Annotated in this window: 18 protein-coding genes; 12 read left to right on the forward strand and 6 right to left on the reverse strand. The window is 38.3% G+C overall.

All coding sequences use genetic code 11. The annotated features are described in order from the left end of the window. Nucleotides 1-87: 87 nt before the first annotated feature. On the reverse strand, nt 88-621 hold the full coding sequence (locus I5435_RS08160) for an ECF transporter S component (RefSeq protein WP_024363348.1): 534 nt from the start codon (nt 619-621) through the stop codon (nt 88-90). A 400-nt stretch (nt 622-1,021) separates the two neighbouring features. Between I5435_RS08160 and I5435_RS08165 the strand changes: the two genes are divergently transcribed. From I5435_RS08165 to I5435_RS08180, 4 genes are all read left to right on the forward strand, one after another. Beyond that, a complete protein-coding gene (locus I5435_RS08165) occupies nt 1,022-1,249 on the forward strand; it encodes a transcriptional regulator SplA domain-containing protein (RefSeq protein WP_024363349.1) in 228 nt (75 codons plus the stop codon). A 12-nt stretch (nt 1,250-1,261) separates the two neighbouring features. Then, complete coding sequence (gene splB, locus I5435_RS08170; protein ID WP_024363350.1) at nt 1,262-2,290, forward strand: spore photoproduct lyase; 1,029 nt, start codon at nt 1,262-1,264, stop codon at nt 2,288-2,290. A 444-nt stretch (nt 2,291-2,734) separates the two neighbouring features. Continuing rightward, nucleotides 2,735-3,676 carry an arginine deiminase family protein gene (locus tag I5435_RS08175; RefSeq protein ID WP_337983573.1) on the forward strand — a complete coding sequence of 314 codons (942 nt, stop codon included), beginning with the start codon at nt 2,735-2,737 and terminating at the stop codon, nt 3,674-3,676. 11 nt (nt 3,677-3,687) lie between these two features. After that, the gene (locus I5435_RS08180; protein ID WP_337983574.1) at nt 3,688-5,013 is read left to right on the forward strand and encodes an amino acid permease; all 1,326 of its coding nucleotides are present in this window, start codon (nt 3,688-3,690) and stop codon (nt 5,011-5,013) included. Here the strand turns inward: I5435_RS08180 and I5435_RS08185 are convergent. Together I5435_RS08185 and I5435_RS08190 are read right to left on the reverse strand one after the other, a co-directional pair. Next, nucleotides 5,010-5,780 carry a YqcI/YcgG family protein gene (locus tag I5435_RS08185; protein WP_337983575.1) on the reverse strand — a complete coding sequence of 257 codons (771 nt, stop codon included), beginning with the start codon at nt 5,778-5,780 and terminating at the stop codon, nt 5,010-5,012. The genes I5435_RS08180 and I5435_RS08185 overlap by 4 nt on opposite strands. A gap of 143 nt (nt 5,781-5,923) precedes the next feature. Next, the gene (locus I5435_RS08190) at nt 5,924-6,358 is read right to left on the reverse strand and encodes a MarR family winged helix-turn-helix transcriptional regulator (RefSeq protein WP_024363354.1); all 435 of its coding nucleotides are present in this window, start codon (nt 6,356-6,358) and stop codon (nt 5,924-5,926) included. Between the two features lie 119 nt (nt 6,359-6,477). On the opposite strand from I5435_RS08190, the gene I5435_RS08195 reads away from it, so the two are divergent. Beyond that, nucleotides 6,478-7,077 (forward strand): NAD(P)H-dependent oxidoreductase, encoded by a 600-nt coding sequence (locus I5435_RS08195; RefSeq protein WP_024363355.1) that lies wholly within the window; start codon nt 6,478-6,480, stop codon nt 7,075-7,077. Between the two features lie 97 nt (nt 7,078-7,174). Here the strand turns inward: I5435_RS08195 and I5435_RS08200 are convergent, their stop codons facing one another. Then, nucleotides 7,175-9,040 carry a multicopper oxidase family protein gene (locus I5435_RS08200; RefSeq protein WP_337983576.1) on the reverse strand — a complete coding sequence of 622 codons (1,866 nt, stop codon included), beginning with the start codon at nt 9,038-9,040 and terminating at the stop codon, nt 7,175-7,177. Between the two features lie 443 nt (nt 9,041-9,483). Here I5435_RS08200 and I5435_RS08205 point away from each other — a divergent pair, with 443 nt between their 5' ends. The 7 genes from I5435_RS08205 to I5435_RS08235 all read left to right on the forward strand — a co-directional run bounded on the left by I5435_RS08205 (nt 9,484) and on the right by I5435_RS08235 (nt 16,181). Continuing rightward, nucleotides 9,484-10,905 (forward strand): tetratricopeptide repeat-containing diguanylate cyclase, encoded by a 1,422-nt coding sequence (locus I5435_RS08205; RefSeq protein WP_337983577.1) that lies wholly within the window; start codon nt 9,484-9,486, stop codon nt 10,903-10,905. 446 nt (nt 10,906-11,351) lie between these two features. Continuing rightward, entirely contained in the window at nt 11,352-11,834 is a 483-nt protein-coding gene (locus I5435_RS08210) for a cell wall elongation regulator TseB-like domain-containing protein (protein WP_024363359.1), read from the forward strand. Between the two features lie 16 nt (nt 11,835-11,850). Continuing rightward, complete coding sequence (locus tag I5435_RS08215) at nt 11,851-13,044, forward strand: pyridoxal phosphate-dependent aminotransferase (RefSeq protein WP_024363360.1); 1,194 nt, start codon at nt 11,851-11,853, stop codon at nt 13,042-13,044. A 28-nt stretch (nt 13,045-13,072) separates the two neighbouring features. Then, a complete protein-coding gene (gene asnS / locus I5435_RS08220) occupies nt 13,073-14,368 on the forward strand; it encodes an asparagine--tRNA ligase (protein WP_024363361.1) in 1,296 nt (431 codons plus the stop codon). A gap of 93 nt (nt 14,369-14,461) precedes the next feature. After that, nucleotides 14,462-15,193 carry a DnaD domain-containing protein gene (locus I5435_RS08225; RefSeq protein WP_024363362.1) on the forward strand — a complete coding sequence of 244 codons (732 nt, stop codon included), beginning with the start codon at nt 14,462-14,464 and terminating at the stop codon, nt 15,191-15,193. A 14-nt stretch (nt 15,194-15,207) separates the two neighbouring features. Further along, nucleotides 15,208-15,870: an endonuclease III gene (gene nth / locus I5435_RS08230; protein ID WP_024363363.1), complete on the forward strand. Its 663-nt coding sequence runs from the start codon at nt 15,208-15,210 to the stop codon at nt 15,868-15,870. Next, on the forward strand, nt 15,867-16,181 hold the full coding sequence (locus I5435_RS08235; RefSeq protein ID WP_337983578.1) for a YpoC family protein: 315 nt from the start codon (nt 15,867-15,869) through the stop codon (nt 16,179-16,181). Before nth ends, I5435_RS08235 begins: the two co-directional genes overlap by 4 nt. A gap of 145 nt (nt 16,182-16,326) precedes the next feature. On the opposite strand, the gene I5435_RS08240 is transcribed toward I5435_RS08235, so the two are convergent. Both I5435_RS08240 and recU read right to left on the reverse strand, forming a co-directional pair. Next, nucleotides 16,327-19,005, reverse strand: coding sequence for a PBP1A family penicillin-binding protein (locus I5435_RS08240; protein WP_337983579.1), 2,679 nt, complete (start codon nt 19,003-19,005; stop codon nt 16,327-16,329). Beyond that, nucleotides 19,002-19,652: a Holliday junction resolvase RecU gene (recU, locus tag I5435_RS08245; protein WP_229389298.1), complete on the reverse strand. Its 651-nt coding sequence runs from the start codon at nt 19,650-19,652 to the stop codon at nt 19,002-19,004. Before recU ends, I5435_RS08240 begins: the two co-directional genes overlap by 4 nt. Between the last annotated feature and the right edge of the window lie 371 nt (nt 19,653-20,023).

The following is a 20,023-nucleotide window of genomic DNA, read 5'->3' on the forward strand; positions in this document are numbered from 1 at the left end:
TTTATTTGTAAAGGGAACAGGCGTGTATCGCAAATAAAAAATTCTCGCTGATTTAACAGCGAGAACAATTCAAAGAACTACGAATATTTATTTGAAAATCGGTGTTTTTCTTAAGAGAATACAAACCGGAATTGCCACAATCATTCCTAAAACATTTTGAACTAAGTCTCCAGGAATAGAAGTCAATGGTGCAACCCAATTGGCATATAAAATACCTTCCCCAACATAATAAACGGCTACCATAAATGGAACTGAAATAATCATAGCAAGAACATTAAAAGCAATGCTGTTTCCTTTGCGTCCGTTCGACCAAGCGATTTTCCCTACGATATAGCCTTGTAAGCCACGAGCTACGATTGTAATAGGCGCCCACAATGTCCATCCAGATACAACGTCAAATAAACCCATGCCTATTGCACCTGCAATGGCACCTTTTTTAGGACCAAAAAGAATAGATGCGATAAAGAGCATACCTGTACCAAGATGAACCAATCCACCATTTGCTTTAATAGGTAGTTTAATATTCAATGTGAGTGTTGCTACAAACACAAGTGCAATTAACATGGCTGATAGAATGAGATCAAAAGTGCGTGAATGTGAATAGCTTATTGATTTTTGCATAGTTGTAAACCTTCCTTATTTGCTTTTTCAATGTCAAAGAATAGTTGCGCAAAACCTTACTTCGTAAATCAATGCTGCATGCTAGGATAACATTAGCAAAGGCTTGGCCTATTTAAAAGTATCAATTTTGTAAAAAAAATAGTGGTCAGTTTTACATCTTGCACTAACTGGTACTTAGAGATATAAAGTAAACTCTGCTTGTTAACGGAATTTGATAAAAAGAATAGAGTAGAAAAAGGAAATAATTACTTATCTAATTATAAGAAGATCTGTCTTAGGATTTGTTATTTTGAAATAATTTCTTCGAGTAAATAGCTAGGTGGAAATATGATTTCAATACACAACATAATTTCACTTTCTTTAGCCAAACTAATAGAAATGACTAATGGAGGATGAAGAAATGCAACAGCAATCATACAATGCAGGGGATATTGTTTATATCTTTTACCGCAATCCACATATTCAAGATGTCGCAAATATACAGGAAGCGGCAGTTGTTACTAATCCGGAAAATCCAAATGAATTGGCGTTATTTCTTTTTGAAACTTACTATCCGTTAACGAATGACTTTGTTATTTTTTCAAGTGAGATGGATGCGGAGCAAGCATATCATCAATACTTTCATTGATGGAGGTAGAGGATGCGAAAACCATTTACACCTCAGCTCGTTTATTTTGAACCTGATGCGCTCGACTATCCGCTTGGACAAGAACTAAAAGAGAAGTTTGAGCAAATGGGCATAGAAATTCGTTATACTACATCTCATAATCAAGTGCGCAATCTTCCTGGAGACAATGATTTGCAAAAGTATCGGATTGCCAAGTCAACGCTCGTCGTGGGTATTCGAAAAACATTAAAATTTGATACTTCTAAACCGTCAGCAGAGTATGCTATTCCTTTTGCCACTGGATGTATGGGGCATTGTCATTATTGTTATTTGCAAACAACGATGGGCAGCAAACCTTATATTCGCACATATGTCAATGTTGAGGAAATACTTGAAGCTGCAGACAACTATATGGCAGAACGAGCACCTGAAATTACGCGCTTTGAAGCATCGTGTACATCAGATATTGTTGGAATTGATCACTTAACACATACGTTAAAAAGAGCGATTGAGCATTTTGGACAAAGTGAGTTTGGTTTACTGCGATTTGTAACGAAATTCCATTATGTGGACCATTTATTAGATGCCAAACATAATGGCAAGACAAGATTTCGTTTTAGTGTAAATGCGGACTATGTGATTAAAAACTTTGAGCCAGGCACATCTCCTTTAGATAAGCGCATTGAAGCGGCTGGAAAAGTAGCGAGAGCAGGCTATCCTCTAGGTTTTATTGTTGCGCCCATTTATCTGCACGAAGGTTGGGAGGAAGGCTATTATCATATGTTTGAGCGTCTAGATGCGGAATTGCCCCATGATGTAAGGGACGATATTACCTTTGAATTTATTCAACATCGCTTTACAAAGCCTGCGAAAAAGGTAATCGAAAAAAACTATCCGATGACAAAATTAGAATTGGATGAAACTGCGAGAAGATACAAGTGGGGGAAATATGGGATTGGTAAATATATTTATCAAAAAGAAGAAGAGGAAGACATAAAAGAACATCTTTATGGCTATATGAAAAAATTTTTCCCCAATGCGAAACTAGAGTATTTTACGTAAACATATCGTTGAATTCCGTTCCAGGCGCTCCCTTTCCGCAGGCACGGCTTTAACTAATTTTTGCGACAAAAGCCGTAAAAAATGGATTTTCAGCTCGTGTTGTTCTGAGCTGGAGTGTCGCGCCTTCCACTCCACTCAACTAGTCAAGCTCCTAGCATGCCGAATATTTTTGAGGTAACAATATACCTCCTCGCCTTTGCAAAGAATTCTACGTGGTCATGAGATTGTCATAGTAAACGTTTAAAAGAAGTATTTCATTTTTTGCTGTTCCTTGAAAGCGTCTGTACGAAGTGGAAATCCAGAAACAGTTTCATTCTATGAGTTTGTTTACACTTTCAGACACACCGTTATGTATGGTGTGTTTTCTTGTAGCGCTGCATCGTATAATCTTTAAGTTGCTGGTAAGGCTAACAATAATCGCGACGAAAAGGGGGAGTTACCATCATGATGTCATTTCAACCAAGCTGTTGGTCGGAGCACGGAGAGCTTACTGCGGTTATGCTTTGTGCGCCTTCCAAATTAGATGTACCCGATTTAAAAACGGCAGAAAATGTACAATGGAGTGCGGCTGTTTCACATACCCAAGCAATGGACAGTTTTATGGAGTTGAAAGAGACTTTACAACAGGCAGGCGTGCACGTAATAGATTACGCAACACATCTATTAGCAGATGCACAGCACCTTAGCGAACAACTTCTAAATCGTTATTTTGTGCGTGATCTTGCATGTGTGTTTGGTAACCGAATGCTACCAGGTGCAGCGGGTAGCTCGATTAGACGACCTGAATATGGACATGCGCACACATTACTTCAGAAATGGTTTCCGCAACACTTTATGCCCGCTAAGGAAAGTAGCCATGTATTAGAGTTTGGAGATGTGATGGTGTTAAATCGTGATGCTGTGCTTATTAATATAGGTGTAAGAACGACAAGGCAGGGTGTAGAGCAGATAAAAGACAGTATTTTTCAAGCAGGTTTCTCTGAAATAGGCATTATTGATTTGCCTCGAAGCTCGGATACACTGCATTTAGATATGAATTGTAATATTGCCAACAACGATGTCGTCATAGCGAAAAGTTTTATGCGTTATTTTCCTATCCAAATAATTACAACAAGTGGGACTCGTTTTGATATGACCGAACAATTTTTCAATCGTCATGGGTTTGAGTTGTATTGGTTAGAAAAGTATAACACCATTCCTGATATCAATTTTTTAAATCTCAATCCCGAAACATTGTTAGTCAGTAAAAAGGCGACTAAACAGCATTTTAAAGCGCATCCAAAATTACAAAAGAAAAATATTGTGGAAATTGACGTGACAGAGCTTGAAAAAGGCGGTGGTGGTATTCGCTGTATGACATTACCATTAGTGCGAAAATCGGTATAGAGGTGATTTCTATGGAGTCAAAAACAAGCAAAGGCCAAATGTCTTGGTGGCAGTTGTCCCTGTTAGGTGTAGGGTGTACGTTAGGTACAGGTTTTTTTCTTGGAACAAGCATGGTCATTGCAAAGAGTGGGCCTGCTGTTTTAATTCCATTTATTTTAGCAGCCATTGGCACCTACATTGTCTATGATGCGCTCGTGAATATGTCTGTTGCCAATCCTGACAAAGGATCATTTCGTACGTATGCAAAACAAGCTTTTGGCAATTGGGCAGGTTTTAGTAATGGTTGGGTCTATTTAATTTCTGAACTATTAATTATGGGGAGCCAATTAATGGCATTAGGAATTTTCACGCGTTTTTGGTTTCCTAGCATACCGCTATGGATGAGTGCATCAGGTTTTGGTGCACTTGGCTTGCTCATTATACTGACGGGAATGAAAGGCTTTGAAAAATTTCAAAATGTATTTGGGGCAATGAAAGCCGCTGCTGTTGTAATGTTTATTGTAGTTGCTGCTAACCTAATGATAAAGGGGATGAATAGTGAGCCAAGGCAAGTAGATGTTATTCTAGCAAACTTTCAAGGCTTTTTTTCGGAAGGAGTAAAGGGTGTTTGGCTTGGTTTACTCTATGCATTTTTTGCTTTTGGTGGCATAGAGGTGATGGGGCTACTCGTAATCGATTTAAAAGATCCCCAGCAGGCACCGAAAGCCGGAAAAGTAATGATTGTTATCCTTACTACAATTTATGTAATTGCACTAGTCTGTGCACTTACATTAGTACATTGGGCATCATTCACAATAGACGAAAGCCCGTTTATTACTGCTCTTGCAAATTTTAATATCCCATTTGTTGCGGATATCATAACCGGTATTTTAATTATTGCTGGATTTTCTACAATGGTTGCGTCCTTGTATGCTGTTGTCACGATTTTAACGGCTTTAGCTGAAGATCATGATGCACCAGCGATATTAGCGAAAAAAGGAAAAATGAAAGTTCCATTACCAGCCTTTCTGTTCCTCACGGGTGGTTTAATTATCACTATTACAATCGGCTTCCTGATTCCAGAAAAGATTTTTGAATACTTAATAACGGCAGCAGGATTAATGTTAATTTATAATTGGCTTTTTATTTTAGTAACCTATGCAAAACTTATGACATTAACGAAGTGGCAACATGTAAAAAATATTGTTGGGATGCTGCTAATTGCGGTAACTGTTTCGGGCACTTTAGGCGAAAAAACAAGCAGACTCGGTTTTTACATAAGCTTACTGTTCATCGTCTTCATTGCACTGGCAACATTAATTGTTATGAAAAAACGGAGCAACCATCGCTCCGTTTAATTTTTTCGTTTTTGTGGCAAAGTGAGTGGTAAATTGCCTCTTACAAACGGACATTGGGCAGGGCTATGTTCATCATCACTTAAAAAGTATTGCTTCCATTCAAAATTATCTTTTTGCCCATACCATTTTAAGTCGGGGTGTTCTGGAATAGCATCATATTGTTCGATGCGCTTTCGTATTAACTTTTTTAGTTTTTGGCCTAGCACAGTCGTGTCATTTATATCTTCAAAGACCCAGCGTGGCTGAAATGCCATTAGTAAAGTTGAAAACTGGCGGCTTTTACGCAATTGATGGGCAGGTGTTGCGCAAAAGACAAAATAAGGCTCCCCATTAAAACAAAATTCCCATGTATGATTAGACGGATTTACGGGGATTTCTCTAGGCCATTCTATTTCGTCAAAGGCAGTTACATGATTTAGCATGGTCCAAAATAAAGCTCTGTAATCTTCTACATCATAATTTTCAAGCATATCTTTTGGCGTCTCAAAGAAAATGGCGTGCGAAGTATATTTCCCAGCAGATCGAGCACAGTCACCATACGCCCTTAAGCAATTTGCCAAATCTTTAGCTGATTGTAACTCTCGGGGATCGCCAACGAAACTGTAGCGTAGTTGATTCGAAATAAACCCTGTGCGCGCAGGAATACAAGGGAATGCATTTGCATCATCTGCAACCATTGAAGCAAAATCTTGAAATGCGATCTGTTGCCATAAGGGAAGGGAAGCCAAATGCTGTTCAAGCCAAATTTTATCAAAAACTGCTCCCACATGAGTCACCTCCTTTATACATCTTTAGACTATTAAGGAAAGTGTCATTGGGTGACGAATATTAGGGATTAAATTCTAAATGAGTTGATAGCCACAATACCTGTAGCATTAGTATGATTCATTTACATTAAAATGTTTGACGATTAAGGTTGTTTAAAAACCTTCTGTTGCAAAATATCCAAAGCGTGTTTGATTTCCTCTAAATCTTCTTCTGGAACATGTTGAATGAGCTGTTGAAAGCGTTCTTCGATACGGGCAAACGCTTCATGCATCATTTGTTCACCATCTGCTGATAGACGTACAAAAAATTTACGACGATCCGCTATATCACTTATTTTTTCAATTAAATTTTTTTCTTGAAGTTTCTTGAGCTCGCGACTTGTATTGGGTAACGACATATGATGACATTCACTAATTTCGGTAATCGTAACAGGTTGGCTTACTTTTAAATACTCTAAAATTTTGTATTGAACAGGCGTAATAGCATCCGTATTAATGTTTTGTGTTAAGTCACTTGTTACTTGGTGGACGGCTGCGGTAAACGTAACAAATTGATTGAATAATGCATTCTTGTCCAAATATCTCACCTCTTACTGACAAGATATCAAAGAACTTATCTTAAAACAATTATCATTTGACAACTAAAACAGTATTCGTTATTATTTACTTATCAAATGATAAGTAATAGGGGGATGTTATGAACACGTTAGTCATTTATACGTATCCAAATCATCAAAGTTTGAATTATGCTTTTTTACAGCAAGTCCTTAAAGGTTGTAATGAAAATCCGTACATAACCGAATTACAAGTGTTAGATTTATATGAGGAAAAATTTGATCCAATTTTACATTTTCACGAACATAAACGAAGACGTGATATGTATCGCGAGCCTAACTTAGAGAAATATAGAGAACAACTTACATGGGCAGATCAGATTGTTTTTATCTATCCGATTTGGTGGGGAAGACCGCCTGCAATGCTTTTAGGATATATCGATCAACTATTTGCATCTAATTTTGCTTATAGAGATAAAAAAGGCTTGTTTCCAGAAGGACTTTTAAAAGGGAAGTCGGTCGTCTGTGTGTCTACAATGAAAGGCCCGACAAATTATCCACTCTTTTGGTTGAATAATGCGCATAAAGTGTTAATGCGAAAAGCATTGTTTAATTTTGTAGGAATTAAAAAGGTGAAGTTTTTTGAATTTGGCAATATGGAAAGTAAAAAGGGAGGGCAACAAAAAAAGTTAGAAAAAGTCTATCAGTATTTTAGGCAGTGCCAGTCACCCAAACAATTCTGAAAATTTTCTTGATATTTATTTTACAAACTGAGGTATTTGACAAGCTAATGTCAAATACCTCGTTTTTATTTGGCATTATATGGGCTGAAGTAGGTTGCTATGACCGTCTTCTACGCCATCTATTTGCCGTGTGGGCTTGTGTTTGGCTTGTTTTTGAAGGATATATAGGTAGCGGTACAAACTGTGAGACATTTTGTGTATGAGTCGCAACATGAGGTGCAGTTTCCTTCGCAACGGACAATTGCTTATTAGCCCTTCTAGATACGTGCTGTGTTGGCTCAGGCGCTGCTGTAATATTTTGAGCATTATTCAACAAGGGGGGAGTGGTGTCCGAATCATTTGAAATGGTTGTTGCTGTGGTGCTATGACTTTCTGTAACATGCGCTACTTCAACATGTGGCTCCGATACGGGATGTACATCTTTCATTACGAGAATAGGTCGCATCATATCATGATCCTCATGTTCGAGGAAATGGCAATGCCACATATAATTTCCGATATGGTCTTTCCAGTGCATAATAATTTTTGTAACCTTCCCTGCATCAGCTTTGACGGTATCTTTCCAACCTCGTTCGTAGTCACGTGGTTTTTCTGCAGGACCAGTAAATGCTAGCTTTCCTTCATTTTGATAGAGTTCCACGTCAAATGGTCGTCGTTCAAGAATTTTAAATTGAATTAAATGCAGATGAATAGGGTGTATAAACGGCGTAGCATTAATAAAATTCCAAACTTCTATACTATCAAGCGCAGGCTTTTCGGTAGCAGGGTCATGGTACATTCGGTCATTTAATAACAACATAGGTCTTCCGAAGTCATCCGTAGTGGCACTTAACGGTAAGTTGCGTTCAACCTGTGCATGATGAGGGTGTAAATCCATTGACATTGCAAGTCTTGCAGGCACTTCACTCGTATCCTCATATCGAAGTGGGCAATTTACGTTAAATTGCATAATGACGCTAGTATGCTCATCAAAAAAATCGGTATCACCGTTCATTAAAGTGATTTCTTGACCTTCGCATGTTGAAAAGTCAATGATGACATCTGTTCGCTCAGCTGGCAATAATTCAACCGAGAAAATTGCATTTGGGGCAGTTAAAAAGCCACCATCTGTGCCAAGCTGAATCATTGGCTGCTTGTTGGACAGGCTTAAAACATAGCCTCTTCTATTTGAACCGTTTAACAAACGAAAACGATATTTGCGAGGTTCAACATTTAAATAAGGCCATACTTTACCATTGACAACGATTGTGTTTCCAACAAATCCAGGTGTAATGGATGGATTCACCGGCACTGGGAATGGAGGACCTTCTGGATAGAACAGTGAGCCGTCTTCATTAAAGGATTTATCAGCAATTAATAACGGATATTCATAATCGCCACATGGTAAGTTTGAACGTTCTTCTATGGAGTCTCGAAGCAGGTAAAAACCTGCAAGTCCAGCGTAAACATTTAGGCGCGTTAAAGCCATTGCGTGGTCATGATACCACAAAGTTGTACCTGGTTGATGGTTCGTATATTCATGTATTTCTTTATTAAATTTAGGACCAGTATACGTATAGTCTCTTGTATACCAAGCTTCAGGATGTCCATCGCTTTCCCAATCTACATTGGCACCGTGAAGATGAGTTACTGTTCGAACCTCTTGGGAGTCATTAGCCGCATGAAGAGTAAAATCAACTGGCAAAAAATGTTTGGTCGGCAATTGGTTTTTATATTTGACATAAATCGTTTTGTCTTTTGAAGCCTCGATGGTCGGTCCTGGATAAAGCCCGTTATATCCCCAAATCGTGGATTTTGGAAAGTTTTTATGAAAACTATGCTCTGCTTCCAACATCTGCAACTCGTAATAATCTTTCTTCGGATGTCTGCTACTGAATTTTGGTTTTGCGGTAACGGGTTTCGGTAAGGCATCTACAAATTTGGGGATTGTTGCTGGGTCAGCAGGATTGATTTTTTTATTCAAAACATCACTTCCCTTACATTTTTACAAACTTAACTTCATCATATGGGTAAAAACAATAAGAAACGAGGACAATAATGGAAGTATTTGTGCTAATATATAAAAAATATTAAATTTCAAAAATTCATGCAATCTGCTAATGAGTAGCCAATAAGGCATATATTTACTATACATAAAACGAAAGCAGCGTTTTTAGTTGATAGCGTAAGGGCCGCTGATGAACGAGCAGTCCCTTTGCTTATTGTGGCTTACTAGTATAAAGGAAGGGCAAGTATTATACGCTTTTTACAAAACATTCATCATTCGATATGTTTAGTAATTTATGGGATATGATAGAAATGACGGACGAGTGTATAGGACTTCGCTTATAATTAATGAATAGGCTAACTGCTACATTAAGGTGTGATGGATAAGGGAAAATCCGAGCTTAGAGAAGTGGTGATGAATTGGAGTTAACATTAGAACAATTAAACAAAACAATCCTAGAAATGCGGACGAAAGGGCGGTTGACAGAAGCTCTAACTCTTGCTGAACAGGGACTTTTAGTAGCATTAGAAAATGATAATCATAGGCATGGACTAGATTTATTCTTCCAAAAGATATTAATTCATCATGCGCTAGGTGATACATTAAGCATGGTACGTCATATCCAAGAATATGAGGAGTGCTGCCAAAAGTACGGCACGAAAAAGGACTTTATGAATTACAATCTGGTCATGTCTTTAGTATATGATCTGGTTGGTTTCAGAGAAAAAACGGTGGAAATGACAAAAAAGTCTATAGAATATGCTACGCAGTTAAAAGATATTAAAATGCTTGTACGTTGCCATAGTAATCTATGCTATCTAGAAGTTGAAAATGGCTGTTATATGGAGGCTCTGGAAGCGGCTTTTATTGCAAGAAATTATAATGTGGAGCTTGCGAAGACACTTCCAGAATTAGCGAAATTACAAGAGATTCGCATTCATAATAATATGGCGGATGTGTATATTTTAGAGGGCGATTTTGTTACTGCTCAAGCTTTGTTGGATCAGACATTGAATTCTGAAATTATTCAAAATCATAAACGAGAAAAGGTAGCTGCATTGTTTGGCTATGGTTTTTTATACGAGCATCAACATCGACTTGAAGAAGCGGTAGACTATTATAAGCAAGCGATAGAATTAGCACAATCCTATGGTGATAACCCCATTACGAAGAAAGTGATGCGAATGCTTTTAAACGTACTTTATCAATTGGATTATCGTAATGAAATATTTGATGTGCAACGCGCTTATATAGAGCTATCAGAAAAAATGAGTGCAGATAATCTGCTTCAACAGGTGATGAATCTAGAATTTAATCGGCAAAAAGAGACATTGGAAAAAAGAGCGCTATATGATCCGTTAACAGGTGTCCTAAATCGCCATTTTCTTGATATAGAACTGAATGATTGGTTAAATGAGGCACAGGCATGCCACCAATATGTTGGTGTAATTGTACTCGATATTGATTATTTTAAAGCATACAATGATCAATATGGCCATTTATTTGGAGATATGGTGTTGCAACTCCTTGCTACGGGGTTAAAAGATTTTTTGTATAATCAAGAAGCGGTGATTATCCGTTATGGTGGAGATGAATTTATTATTTGTCTTCGGCATAAAAGTAAGATGTTTTTAAATGATAGTATAAAAGAATTGCATGCCTACATGTTAACTTTAAAACTAGAACATGAATATGATAGCTATCCATTAAAGGTTAGTTTAGGCGCTTGTTTGAATGACCAAAAAAATTATGAATATATAAAGCTTTTTAAGCAAGCAGATCGCAACTTGTACAAAGCTAAAAATAACGGTCGTGCTAGTTATGTTATTAGTGTACAATAAAAAGTTTTGCAGCTTTAAATGCATTGTCTATTTTAGTAAAAATCCGCTTTCATCATTCCCACTGTCAATACTAGGCAGTGGGAATAAATTTGTTTTCATATAATTATCCTTTTTAATATAGAAAAAAGAGATTTCCCTCAAAAAAACTTTTCTCTTTGTGAAAAAGAATAGGAACTTTTGACGGGAAAGGGCTGTCTATTTTCATGAAAGAGTAAAAATCGAAAATAGATACTCTAATCATTTGAAAACGTTGGTTTATCAACGTACAATAAATGAAATTAGCAAACACGACAACGGGATTTTGGTGTATAATGTTGTGGTATGAGGAAAGAAAGCAGGTTGGCAAAAATGGTAAGCAAAATGAAAGTGTGCGCAGTGTTCGACACGCAAAAATATCAGGCATTCTTAGCAAACAAAAAGCTAGGTGTGAAACATAAGGTGAATATATGAAAAACTGGTTGATTTTCATTTCTGTCTTTATGGTTTCCTTATCACTTGTCATTAGTATTTTAGTACTCTGGAAAGCCGAGGCTCCGTTTAGTTCAATTGAAGAAAAGGCTGAACAGTTGGCACTTGATGCCAAAGCCCTAGCAATTGTCACGGAGTCCTACACATATAATGGCAAAAATTCGTATGTTACTGTATTCGGGGTAGACGAATACGGTGACAAAAAGGCTGTCTTTGTTCCAACGAATCTAGAAGAGGATTCCATTCAGGAAGTATTTTTGAAAGATGGTATTACGGAAAAGCAAGCATTATCGGTTTTTAAAAAAGAAGGAAATGTACAAAAGGTTCTTCATATGAAATTAGGCTATGAGGAGGCTGGAGCTGTTTGGGAAATTTCATACCTGAACGATCAAGATAAACTCAACTATGTCTATATTTTGTTTAAGGACGGCGACTGGTGGAAGCGCATTAAGAATTTATAAGAGGAGTAGATCCCGTATGAAAAAATTATTAGCAAACCGAGTGAAAACTTTAACACCATCTTCAACATTAGCGATTACTGCAAAAGCAAAAGAATTAAAAGAGCAAGGTATCGATGTAATTGGTCTAGGTGCTGGTGAGCCAGACTTCAACACACCACGCAATATTCTAGATGCGGCTATTGACTCTATGGAAAAAGGTTTAACAAAATATACACCTGCCGGCGGTCTTCCAGTTCTAAAGAAAGCCATTATTGACAAACTTCAACGCGACAACAATCTTACATATAAACCGAACGAGGTTATCGTAGGTGTTGGGGCTAAGCATATTCTTTACACGTTATTCCAAGTTATTTTAAATGAAGGCGATGAAGTAATCATCCCTATTCCTTATTGGGTATCGTATCCAGAGCAAGTGAAATTAGCGGGTGGCGTGCCTGTTTATGTTGAAGGAACACGCGAACAAGGTTATAAAATTACTGCGGATCAATTACGAGCAGCTGTTACGGATAAAACGAAAGCAGTCATCATTAACTCGCCAAGCAACCCATCTGGTATGATTTATTCTCGTGATGAGCTAGCAGAACTTGCGGCTGTTGCAGAAGAAAAAGATATTTTAATCGTGTCAGATGAAATTTATGAGAAGCTTGTATACAATGGTATTGAGCATTATTCAATTGCACAACTTTCAGATGCATTGAAAGCACGTACAATTGTAGTCAATGGTGTAGCTAAATCTCACTCTATGACAGGCTGGCGTATCGGGTATGCAGCAGGTGATGCAGACATTATTAAACCAATGACTGACCTTGCTTCACACTCTACTTCAAACGCGACAACAACTGCACAGTATGCAACAGTGGAAGCGTATAATGGACCACAAGACACTGTAGAAGAAATGCGCCAAGCATTTGAATCTCGTCTTGAAAAAATCTATCCACAAATTAGTGCAATTCCTGGCTTCAATGTATTAAAACCGCAAGGCGCATTTTACTTATTACCAGATGTAGCAGAAGCGATGGCTCATACTGGTTATGATTCAGTAGATGCATTTGCTGCGGATATTTTAACTGAAGCAAACGTAGCAGTGATTCCGGGCTCTGGCTTTGGTGCACCAACTACAATGCGATTATCTTATGCTACATCTTTAGAATTATTAGAAGAGGCAGTCCGTCGTATTGATGCATTCGTAAAATCAAAATGGCAAGACTAATCCTTCTAACCAACTTTGGAGGATTTCTATGAAAAAAATTATGATTCAAGATATGCCACAGCATATCGGCGAAACAGTCAAGCTAGGTGCTTGGTTAGCTAACAAACGTTCAAGTGGTAAAATTGCTTTCTTACAGCTGCGCGATGGTTCAGGTTTTGTGCAAGGCGTTGTTGTGAAAGAAGAAGTAGGCGAAGAAATTTTTGCGATTGCAAAAGGTATGACGCAAGAAACGTCGATGTATGTGATTGGCGAGGTGAAAGCCGACGAGCGTTCAAGCTTTGGCTGTGAACTAGCAGTTACAGGCATTGAAGTGCTACATGCAGCGACTGATTTCCCAATTACGCCTAAAGAGCATGGCCCTGAATTTTTAATGGATAACCGCCACCTATGGTTACGTTCTCGTAAGCAACATGCGGTGATGAAAATTCGTAATGAAATTATTCGTGCTACTTACGAGTTTTTCAACAATAATGGCTTTACGAAAATGGATCCACCAATTTTAACGGGTTCAGCACCTGAAGGAACTTCAGAGCTATTCCACACGAAATATTTTGATGAAGATGCGTATTTATCTCAATCTGGTCAACTTTATATGGAAGCAGCGGCAATGGCGTTAGGGAAGGTTTTCTCTTTCGGTCCGACGTTCCGTGCGGAGAAATCTAAAACACGCCGTCACCTTATCGAATTCTGGATGATTGAACCGGAAATGGCTTTTGTGGAATTTGAAGAAAATTTAGAAGTACAAGAACAATATGTTGAGCATATTGTACAGTCTGTTCTGGCAAACTGTACGCTAGAATTAGAGCGACTTGGCCGTGATACATCTACACTTCAAAATATCAAAGCGCCATTCCCGCGTATTTCATACGACGATGCCATTAAACTATTACATGAACAAGGTTTTGATGATATTGAATGGGGAGATGACTTCGGTGCGCCACATGAAACTGCCATTGCCAATTCATTTGACAAACCAGTATTCATTACGTGCTATCCAACAGGCATCAAACCATTCTACATGCAACCACATCCTGATCGTGATGATGTTGTGTTATGTGCTGACTTAATTGCACCTGAAGGTTACGGTGAAATTATCGGCGGTTCAGAGCGTATTCATGACTACGAATTATTAAAATCTCGTCTAGAAGAACATAACTTATCATTAGATGCTTATGCATGGTATTTAGAACTTCGTAAGCAAGGATCCGTACCGCATTCTGGATTCGGTCTAGGGTTAGAACGAACAGTTGCATGGATTTCTGGGACAGAGCATATTCGTGAAACGATTCCGTTCCCACGTTTATTAAACCGCTTATATCCATAATCGGTTAGCAATAAACAGAAACAATTGCAAAGTCGCGTAGTGAAATTTCTACGCGGCTTTTCTACTTACTTAGAAAAAAGGAGTCATGTCTACATGAATACAAAAAATAATCGACTCCGTACATGGACTGAGCAGAGAACGATACACATTCCTCAGCTCTTTTTTCAGTTTTATAAGGAGTTAAATATTGAGGATGATGAGGCGCTTATCGTCTTGCATTTACTTGCCTATCATGTTGAAGGAAATGATTTTCCTACACCAACAGACCTGATGAATCGTCTCACGATGCCTAGTAATGATATTACATCGCGCTTACAAAGACTTATGCAAAAAGGCTTCCTTGAGATTACACGTGACGTTGATAAGACAACTGGCAAGCTGTACGAAAAATATTCGGTGTACCCTCTTTGGGAACGTATCTTGCAGATTATAGAATTGAAAGAGCAACAAAAATCAGCGACTACGCTTCGTCAAGAAGAGGGCGAGGTATTCCGTTTATTTGAAGAAGAAATGGGGCGTCTTTTATCTCCTTTAGAGCTAGAAAAAATTGGTTCTTGGTTAGATGAGGATAGGCACAGTCCTTCACTTATTAAAGAAGCGTTAAAAGAGGCTGTGTTTGCTGGAAAACTAAGCATTCGCTATATCGATCGGATTTTGTTGGAGTGGAAAAAGAAAAATATAACAACACCACAAGCTGCACATAAGCAAGGCGAACAGTTCCGTGAAAAGCAAAACTTGACTAGACCGCAATCCCGCACGTTACAGCAAGAAACGCAGTCGACAAATAAAGTACCATTTTATAACTGGTTAGAAGAAAGAGAATAGGGGGATTTTAGGGAATGTTAACAAAAAAACAGTGGGAGCATTGTTTAGCTGAAATGGACCGCATGTTTCCTGATGCACATTGTGAACTTGTGCATGACAACCCGTTCGAGCTGACAATCGCCACGTTATTATCTGCACAATGTACGGATGTACTTGTTAATAAAGTAACGAAAACATTGTTTCAAAAATATAAAACACCCGAAGATTATTTAGCGGTGTCCTTAGAGGAGCTACAACTGGATATTCGTTCTATTGGTCTTTATCGAAATAAAGCAAAAAATATTCAACTTTTATGTGAGCGACTTTTGACTGAATATGGTGGGCAAATTCCTGCAAGTCGAGAGGAACTTGTTACCTTGCCAGGTGTAGGTCGTAAAACAGCGAATGTTGTGCTATCCGTAGCCTTTGACATACCAGCGCTTGCAGTCGATACACATGTAGAGCGCGTATCTAAACGATTAGGCTTATGTCGCTGGAAAGACTCAGTTCTTGAGGTGGAAGAAACGATTATGAAAAAAACACCGATGGACAAGTGGTCGAAAACCCATCATCAGCTAATTTTCTTCGGTCGCTATCATTGCAAGGCACAAAATCCAGGTTGCGCAACATGTCCGTTATTAGGTGATTGTCGTGAAGGACAAAAGCGTTTTAAAAAAGGACTGGTGACCAAAGCATGAATATTGATGCAATCACAAAAGAAAAAATTGATGAATGGTTTGCAGATTGGGCATTGCTAGAAGCGCAAATACATGCAGCCCATCAAGCACGTAATGGGAAAGCAAAAGGCCTTATGGAAGAGGCTATACGTTTGTTTGAACATTTAGTTAACGAAGCAGGTGAAGAAGTATTGCCCATAAATGGAGTGGAACGTTTAACTTTTATTAAAACGAAACCAGGTCAATATGCGTGTTATCGTCAAATAGATGAATTATTTAAAGAAACGAAAAAACGAACGGCACGTTTGCGCTTACAGGCGGCTAAACGCTAAAGTATACATGATAAATATAAGGTTGTCCGATAAGTGATTGAACTTAAAAAGGACAACCTTCTTTTATTTATAAAATATAAAAACAGGTGTAGAAACATTTCGGTTTCTGCACCTGTTTTTTAGTATTTAGTAAATCTTAAATTAATTATTGTTCACTATCATTCTCTTGGTTTGGCACTACGGGGTCAGTTGGTGTTACAGGAGGTTGGCTACCAGCATCGTTGCCATTGTTGCCAGTACCATTGCCATTATTGCCATTGTTACCGTTATTGCCGTTATTACCACCGTTGTTATTACCATTATTGCCGTTATTGCCATTGCCGTTATTGTTGCCATTGTCCTCACCATTGCCTTGATCAGGCGGTGTAGGTTGTTCTATATCCGGATTATCTGGATCTTCGGTACCTAAATCCTCATCAGGCATGCTCGAAATCTCGAAAGATGTCGTTCCTGGTTCACTGCGTGTACCATCTACAATCGCTACGACAGAAATCGTGTAATTCCCATCTTCTAATGTGTTGCTAACAGTTAAACCTTTATTGTCAGTAGTTCCAAGCACTACCGTTTCGCCACCTTCGCGTGTAGCAGATACTTCAAAAGTAGTAGCCATTGGTTCATCTGTTTCTGGGTCAAGAATGGCATCATGTTCCCAGCCAATATTAATAGATTGACCTGCTAAATCTAAACTTGCACTTACATTGTAAGGTGTAGAAAGTTCAGGTGCTTCATACTCATTTGAAACCTCTGTAGGTTCTGTACCACGCACAAATAGTTCTGTTTGGCGCAATTCACTTGGAGTATAAGCACTAGCTAGTTTCAGTGGGCTAGAGCCTACTTCAATCGTCGCTTCTACAACCGAGCTTGGCTTTTTGAAACGTGCAGTTTCAATGTTCGCAGAAAGGTCTTTCATAATATTTTTAAATAGATGTTGTGGTAAACGGCGTTCATCCCATGTAGTGATTGGATCTGAACGTTTTTCGTATCCACTCCAAATAGCGATTGAATAGTTAGTAGTGTAACCAGCGAACCATGAATCTGGCACACTTGTATCTGGTAAATTATATTTATTAAACTCATCGTTTGAATAGTTGGTTGTACCTGTTTTACCAGCAATATCTAAGCCTGAAACATTTGCGGCTGTACCTGATGCATCTGGTTTATTGCTGACTACATCACGTAACATATCTGTGACCATATAAGCCGTGTAATCTTCCATGGCAACCGTAGATTTTGGTGTATAGTCTTTCGTTGATTTACCATCGCGGTAAACAATTTTCGTAATGGCATAAGGATCAGTATATACACCGTTATTCCCAAATGCCGCATAAGATGCTGCCATTTGAATAGGGGATATTGTAATGTCACCACCACCAATTGCATCTGTCTCGTAAGCAATTTCTGCCTTAATTCCTAACCGACCGATAAATTCTTTCGCTTTGTCAGCGCCAACTTCTTTAAACGTTTTAACAGCTGGCACATTGCGAGAAGCATATAACGCTTTACGTGCTGTCATAGCACCTAAATATTTCCCATCCCAGTTTGTAATCGTTTGATTTGTACCTGTATATTTCATTGGATCATCGACAAGTGTTTTACCTGTTGACCATTTTAAATATTCAATTGCTGGACCGTAATCGAGTAATGGCTTCATTGTTGAACCAGGGTGGTTAATCTTTAAGTCATCTGCATAGTTAAATGTACGATTGCCGTAATTTCGCCCACCGCCGACTGCTTGAATTTGACCAGTTTTTGTATCAATAACAGCAACGCCTGATTCAATTTTCTCTGTTGGGAAATTGCTATCGTCATTCATGATGTTTTCTACAATTTGCTGTGCATTTGGATCAAGTGTTGTGTAAACTTTAATACCTTCAGCCATAGCAGAACCATCGCCATTTTTCTCTAGCTCATTAATGACGATATCCAGGAAGGCATCGTATTTAGAACCAGCAAATGATTGGCGTGTAGCGTCGTCTGAAAGACCTGCTTGCACATCAACTTTTTTCGCTTCTTCCATTTCAGCTTTTGTAATTTTTCCATGCTGGTACATTAAGCCCAAAACTGTATTTCGGCGTTTCTCTGCCAGCTCTGGATTTTTTAATGGATTGTATGCGTTTGGACGTTGAACTAAGCCAGCTAGTAGCGCTTCTTCATCCAATGATAAATCTTTTAACTCTTTACCATAGAAATATTGAGCTGCTGTCCCAAAGCCATAAATACGGCCAGACATCAACATTTTATTGAAGTACATTTCAAATATTTCTTCTTTTGAATATTTGCGTTCAAGTTGGAAAGCAAGCCATGCCTCTTGTGCTTTACGTTTTAATTTTTTCTCATTTTGTAAAAATGAATTTTTGACAACTTGCTGTGTTAATGTTGAAGCCCCTTGTGACCCAAAACCATCACGGAAGTTGGCAAGTATTGCACCACCAAGACGATAAAAGTCCATACCATGATGTTTAAAAAAGCGAACGTCTTCTGTTGCGAGAATGGCGTTAATCATATCTTCAGGAATGTCTTCGTATTTTACGTATTTTCGATTTTCTGCACCGATTGTGGCGAAAATTTCACCGTTTTTATCATAAAATTCAGAGGAAACGGGGTCCTTCAATAAATCTTCATCCAGTTCAGGAGCTGTACTTGCATAATAGGCAAATACACCTGCCCCGCCGACTAAACCAACAATCCCTATAATAAGTATTGTTAGAACAATACGCTTCAACCAAACTTTAGGCGAAGATTTCGCTGCTTTCGGCGCTTTCTTTTTATTTTTTTGAGCGAGAGCTTTTTGATGCTCTCCGCGTGTTTGACGACGTTCACTCATTTTTTTATCTCCTCACTTTCAGAGCCATGACTTGTTGCTTCAATAAACTGCTGGAGAACAGGTAAATAATCGATACGTGGATAATAGCTTGTTGGAATTTCATAAGCTTCCTTTTCAATGGTTGAAAAGGGAATCGATTTACGTTCACCATTGTTCATTGCATGCCAGGCCTTTTGTAAAACTTCGTATGGCACTAAAAAATAACGCTCAAAAGCTGAAAAACGAACGATAATAAATGCCACACCATTTTGTTCCTTCACTTGCTGCATATGTTTCATTTGATGTGTGTGTATATTTTTTAGTGGAAAGCTCGTCTTCGAGGCGGTCTCCTTTGCATCAAAATCAATATAGTGCCCATTCCAAACACCATTGTAGTCAGTTGTAGAGGGCGTTCGGAAATAAGCTTCACGAATAACGGCAGCACTTCGTGATGGATACTCTACTTTGACGATTTGTACGGGAACAGGTTTCTTATGAATAATAGCAAGTCGCCTTTCTAAATAATAGTCGTTTGCTTCATTAATTTCATCCTCAAGCGTCTTCCCTCGATTACTATAGGAGAAATCCTTCTTTTTCCCCTTTTTTTCTGCTTTTTGAATAGCTTGTGCAGGGGTATAGATTTTCCCATTTGGATAACGAATTGTCACTTAGCTCACCCTCTATAATACTGCTATTATACACAATAGTTTACCATGATTTTTGTAGAACTTCACCACAGTCAGCACATTGCTCTAAAGTTAGATGACAATTGCTAATTCGTAGCATGATTCGCTGTTTAAAGTAGAAAATTCGCCAAGGAAACAACTGCATTCGTCATAGAAATTGTCCTATTAATACTTTCATTTATTGCTAGATTCGTAGAGATAGAGTCTTTTATCAGCCTATTTACGAATGCTGCTCTTAGGTAGTATTTATTAAAAATTTATCGAAATACTTCTTCTTTCAGCTAACTTACGCTTTTTTTGTCACGCATGAAGGTTATTTTATACATGCGAGGAATACATAAGTAAAGATAAAA

Source organism: Lysinibacillus sp. C5.1 (assembly GCF_016350185.1).
Taxonomy (GTDB): Bacteria; Bacillota; Bacilli; order Bacillales_A; family Planococcaceae; genus Lysinibacillus; species Lysinibacillus sphaericus.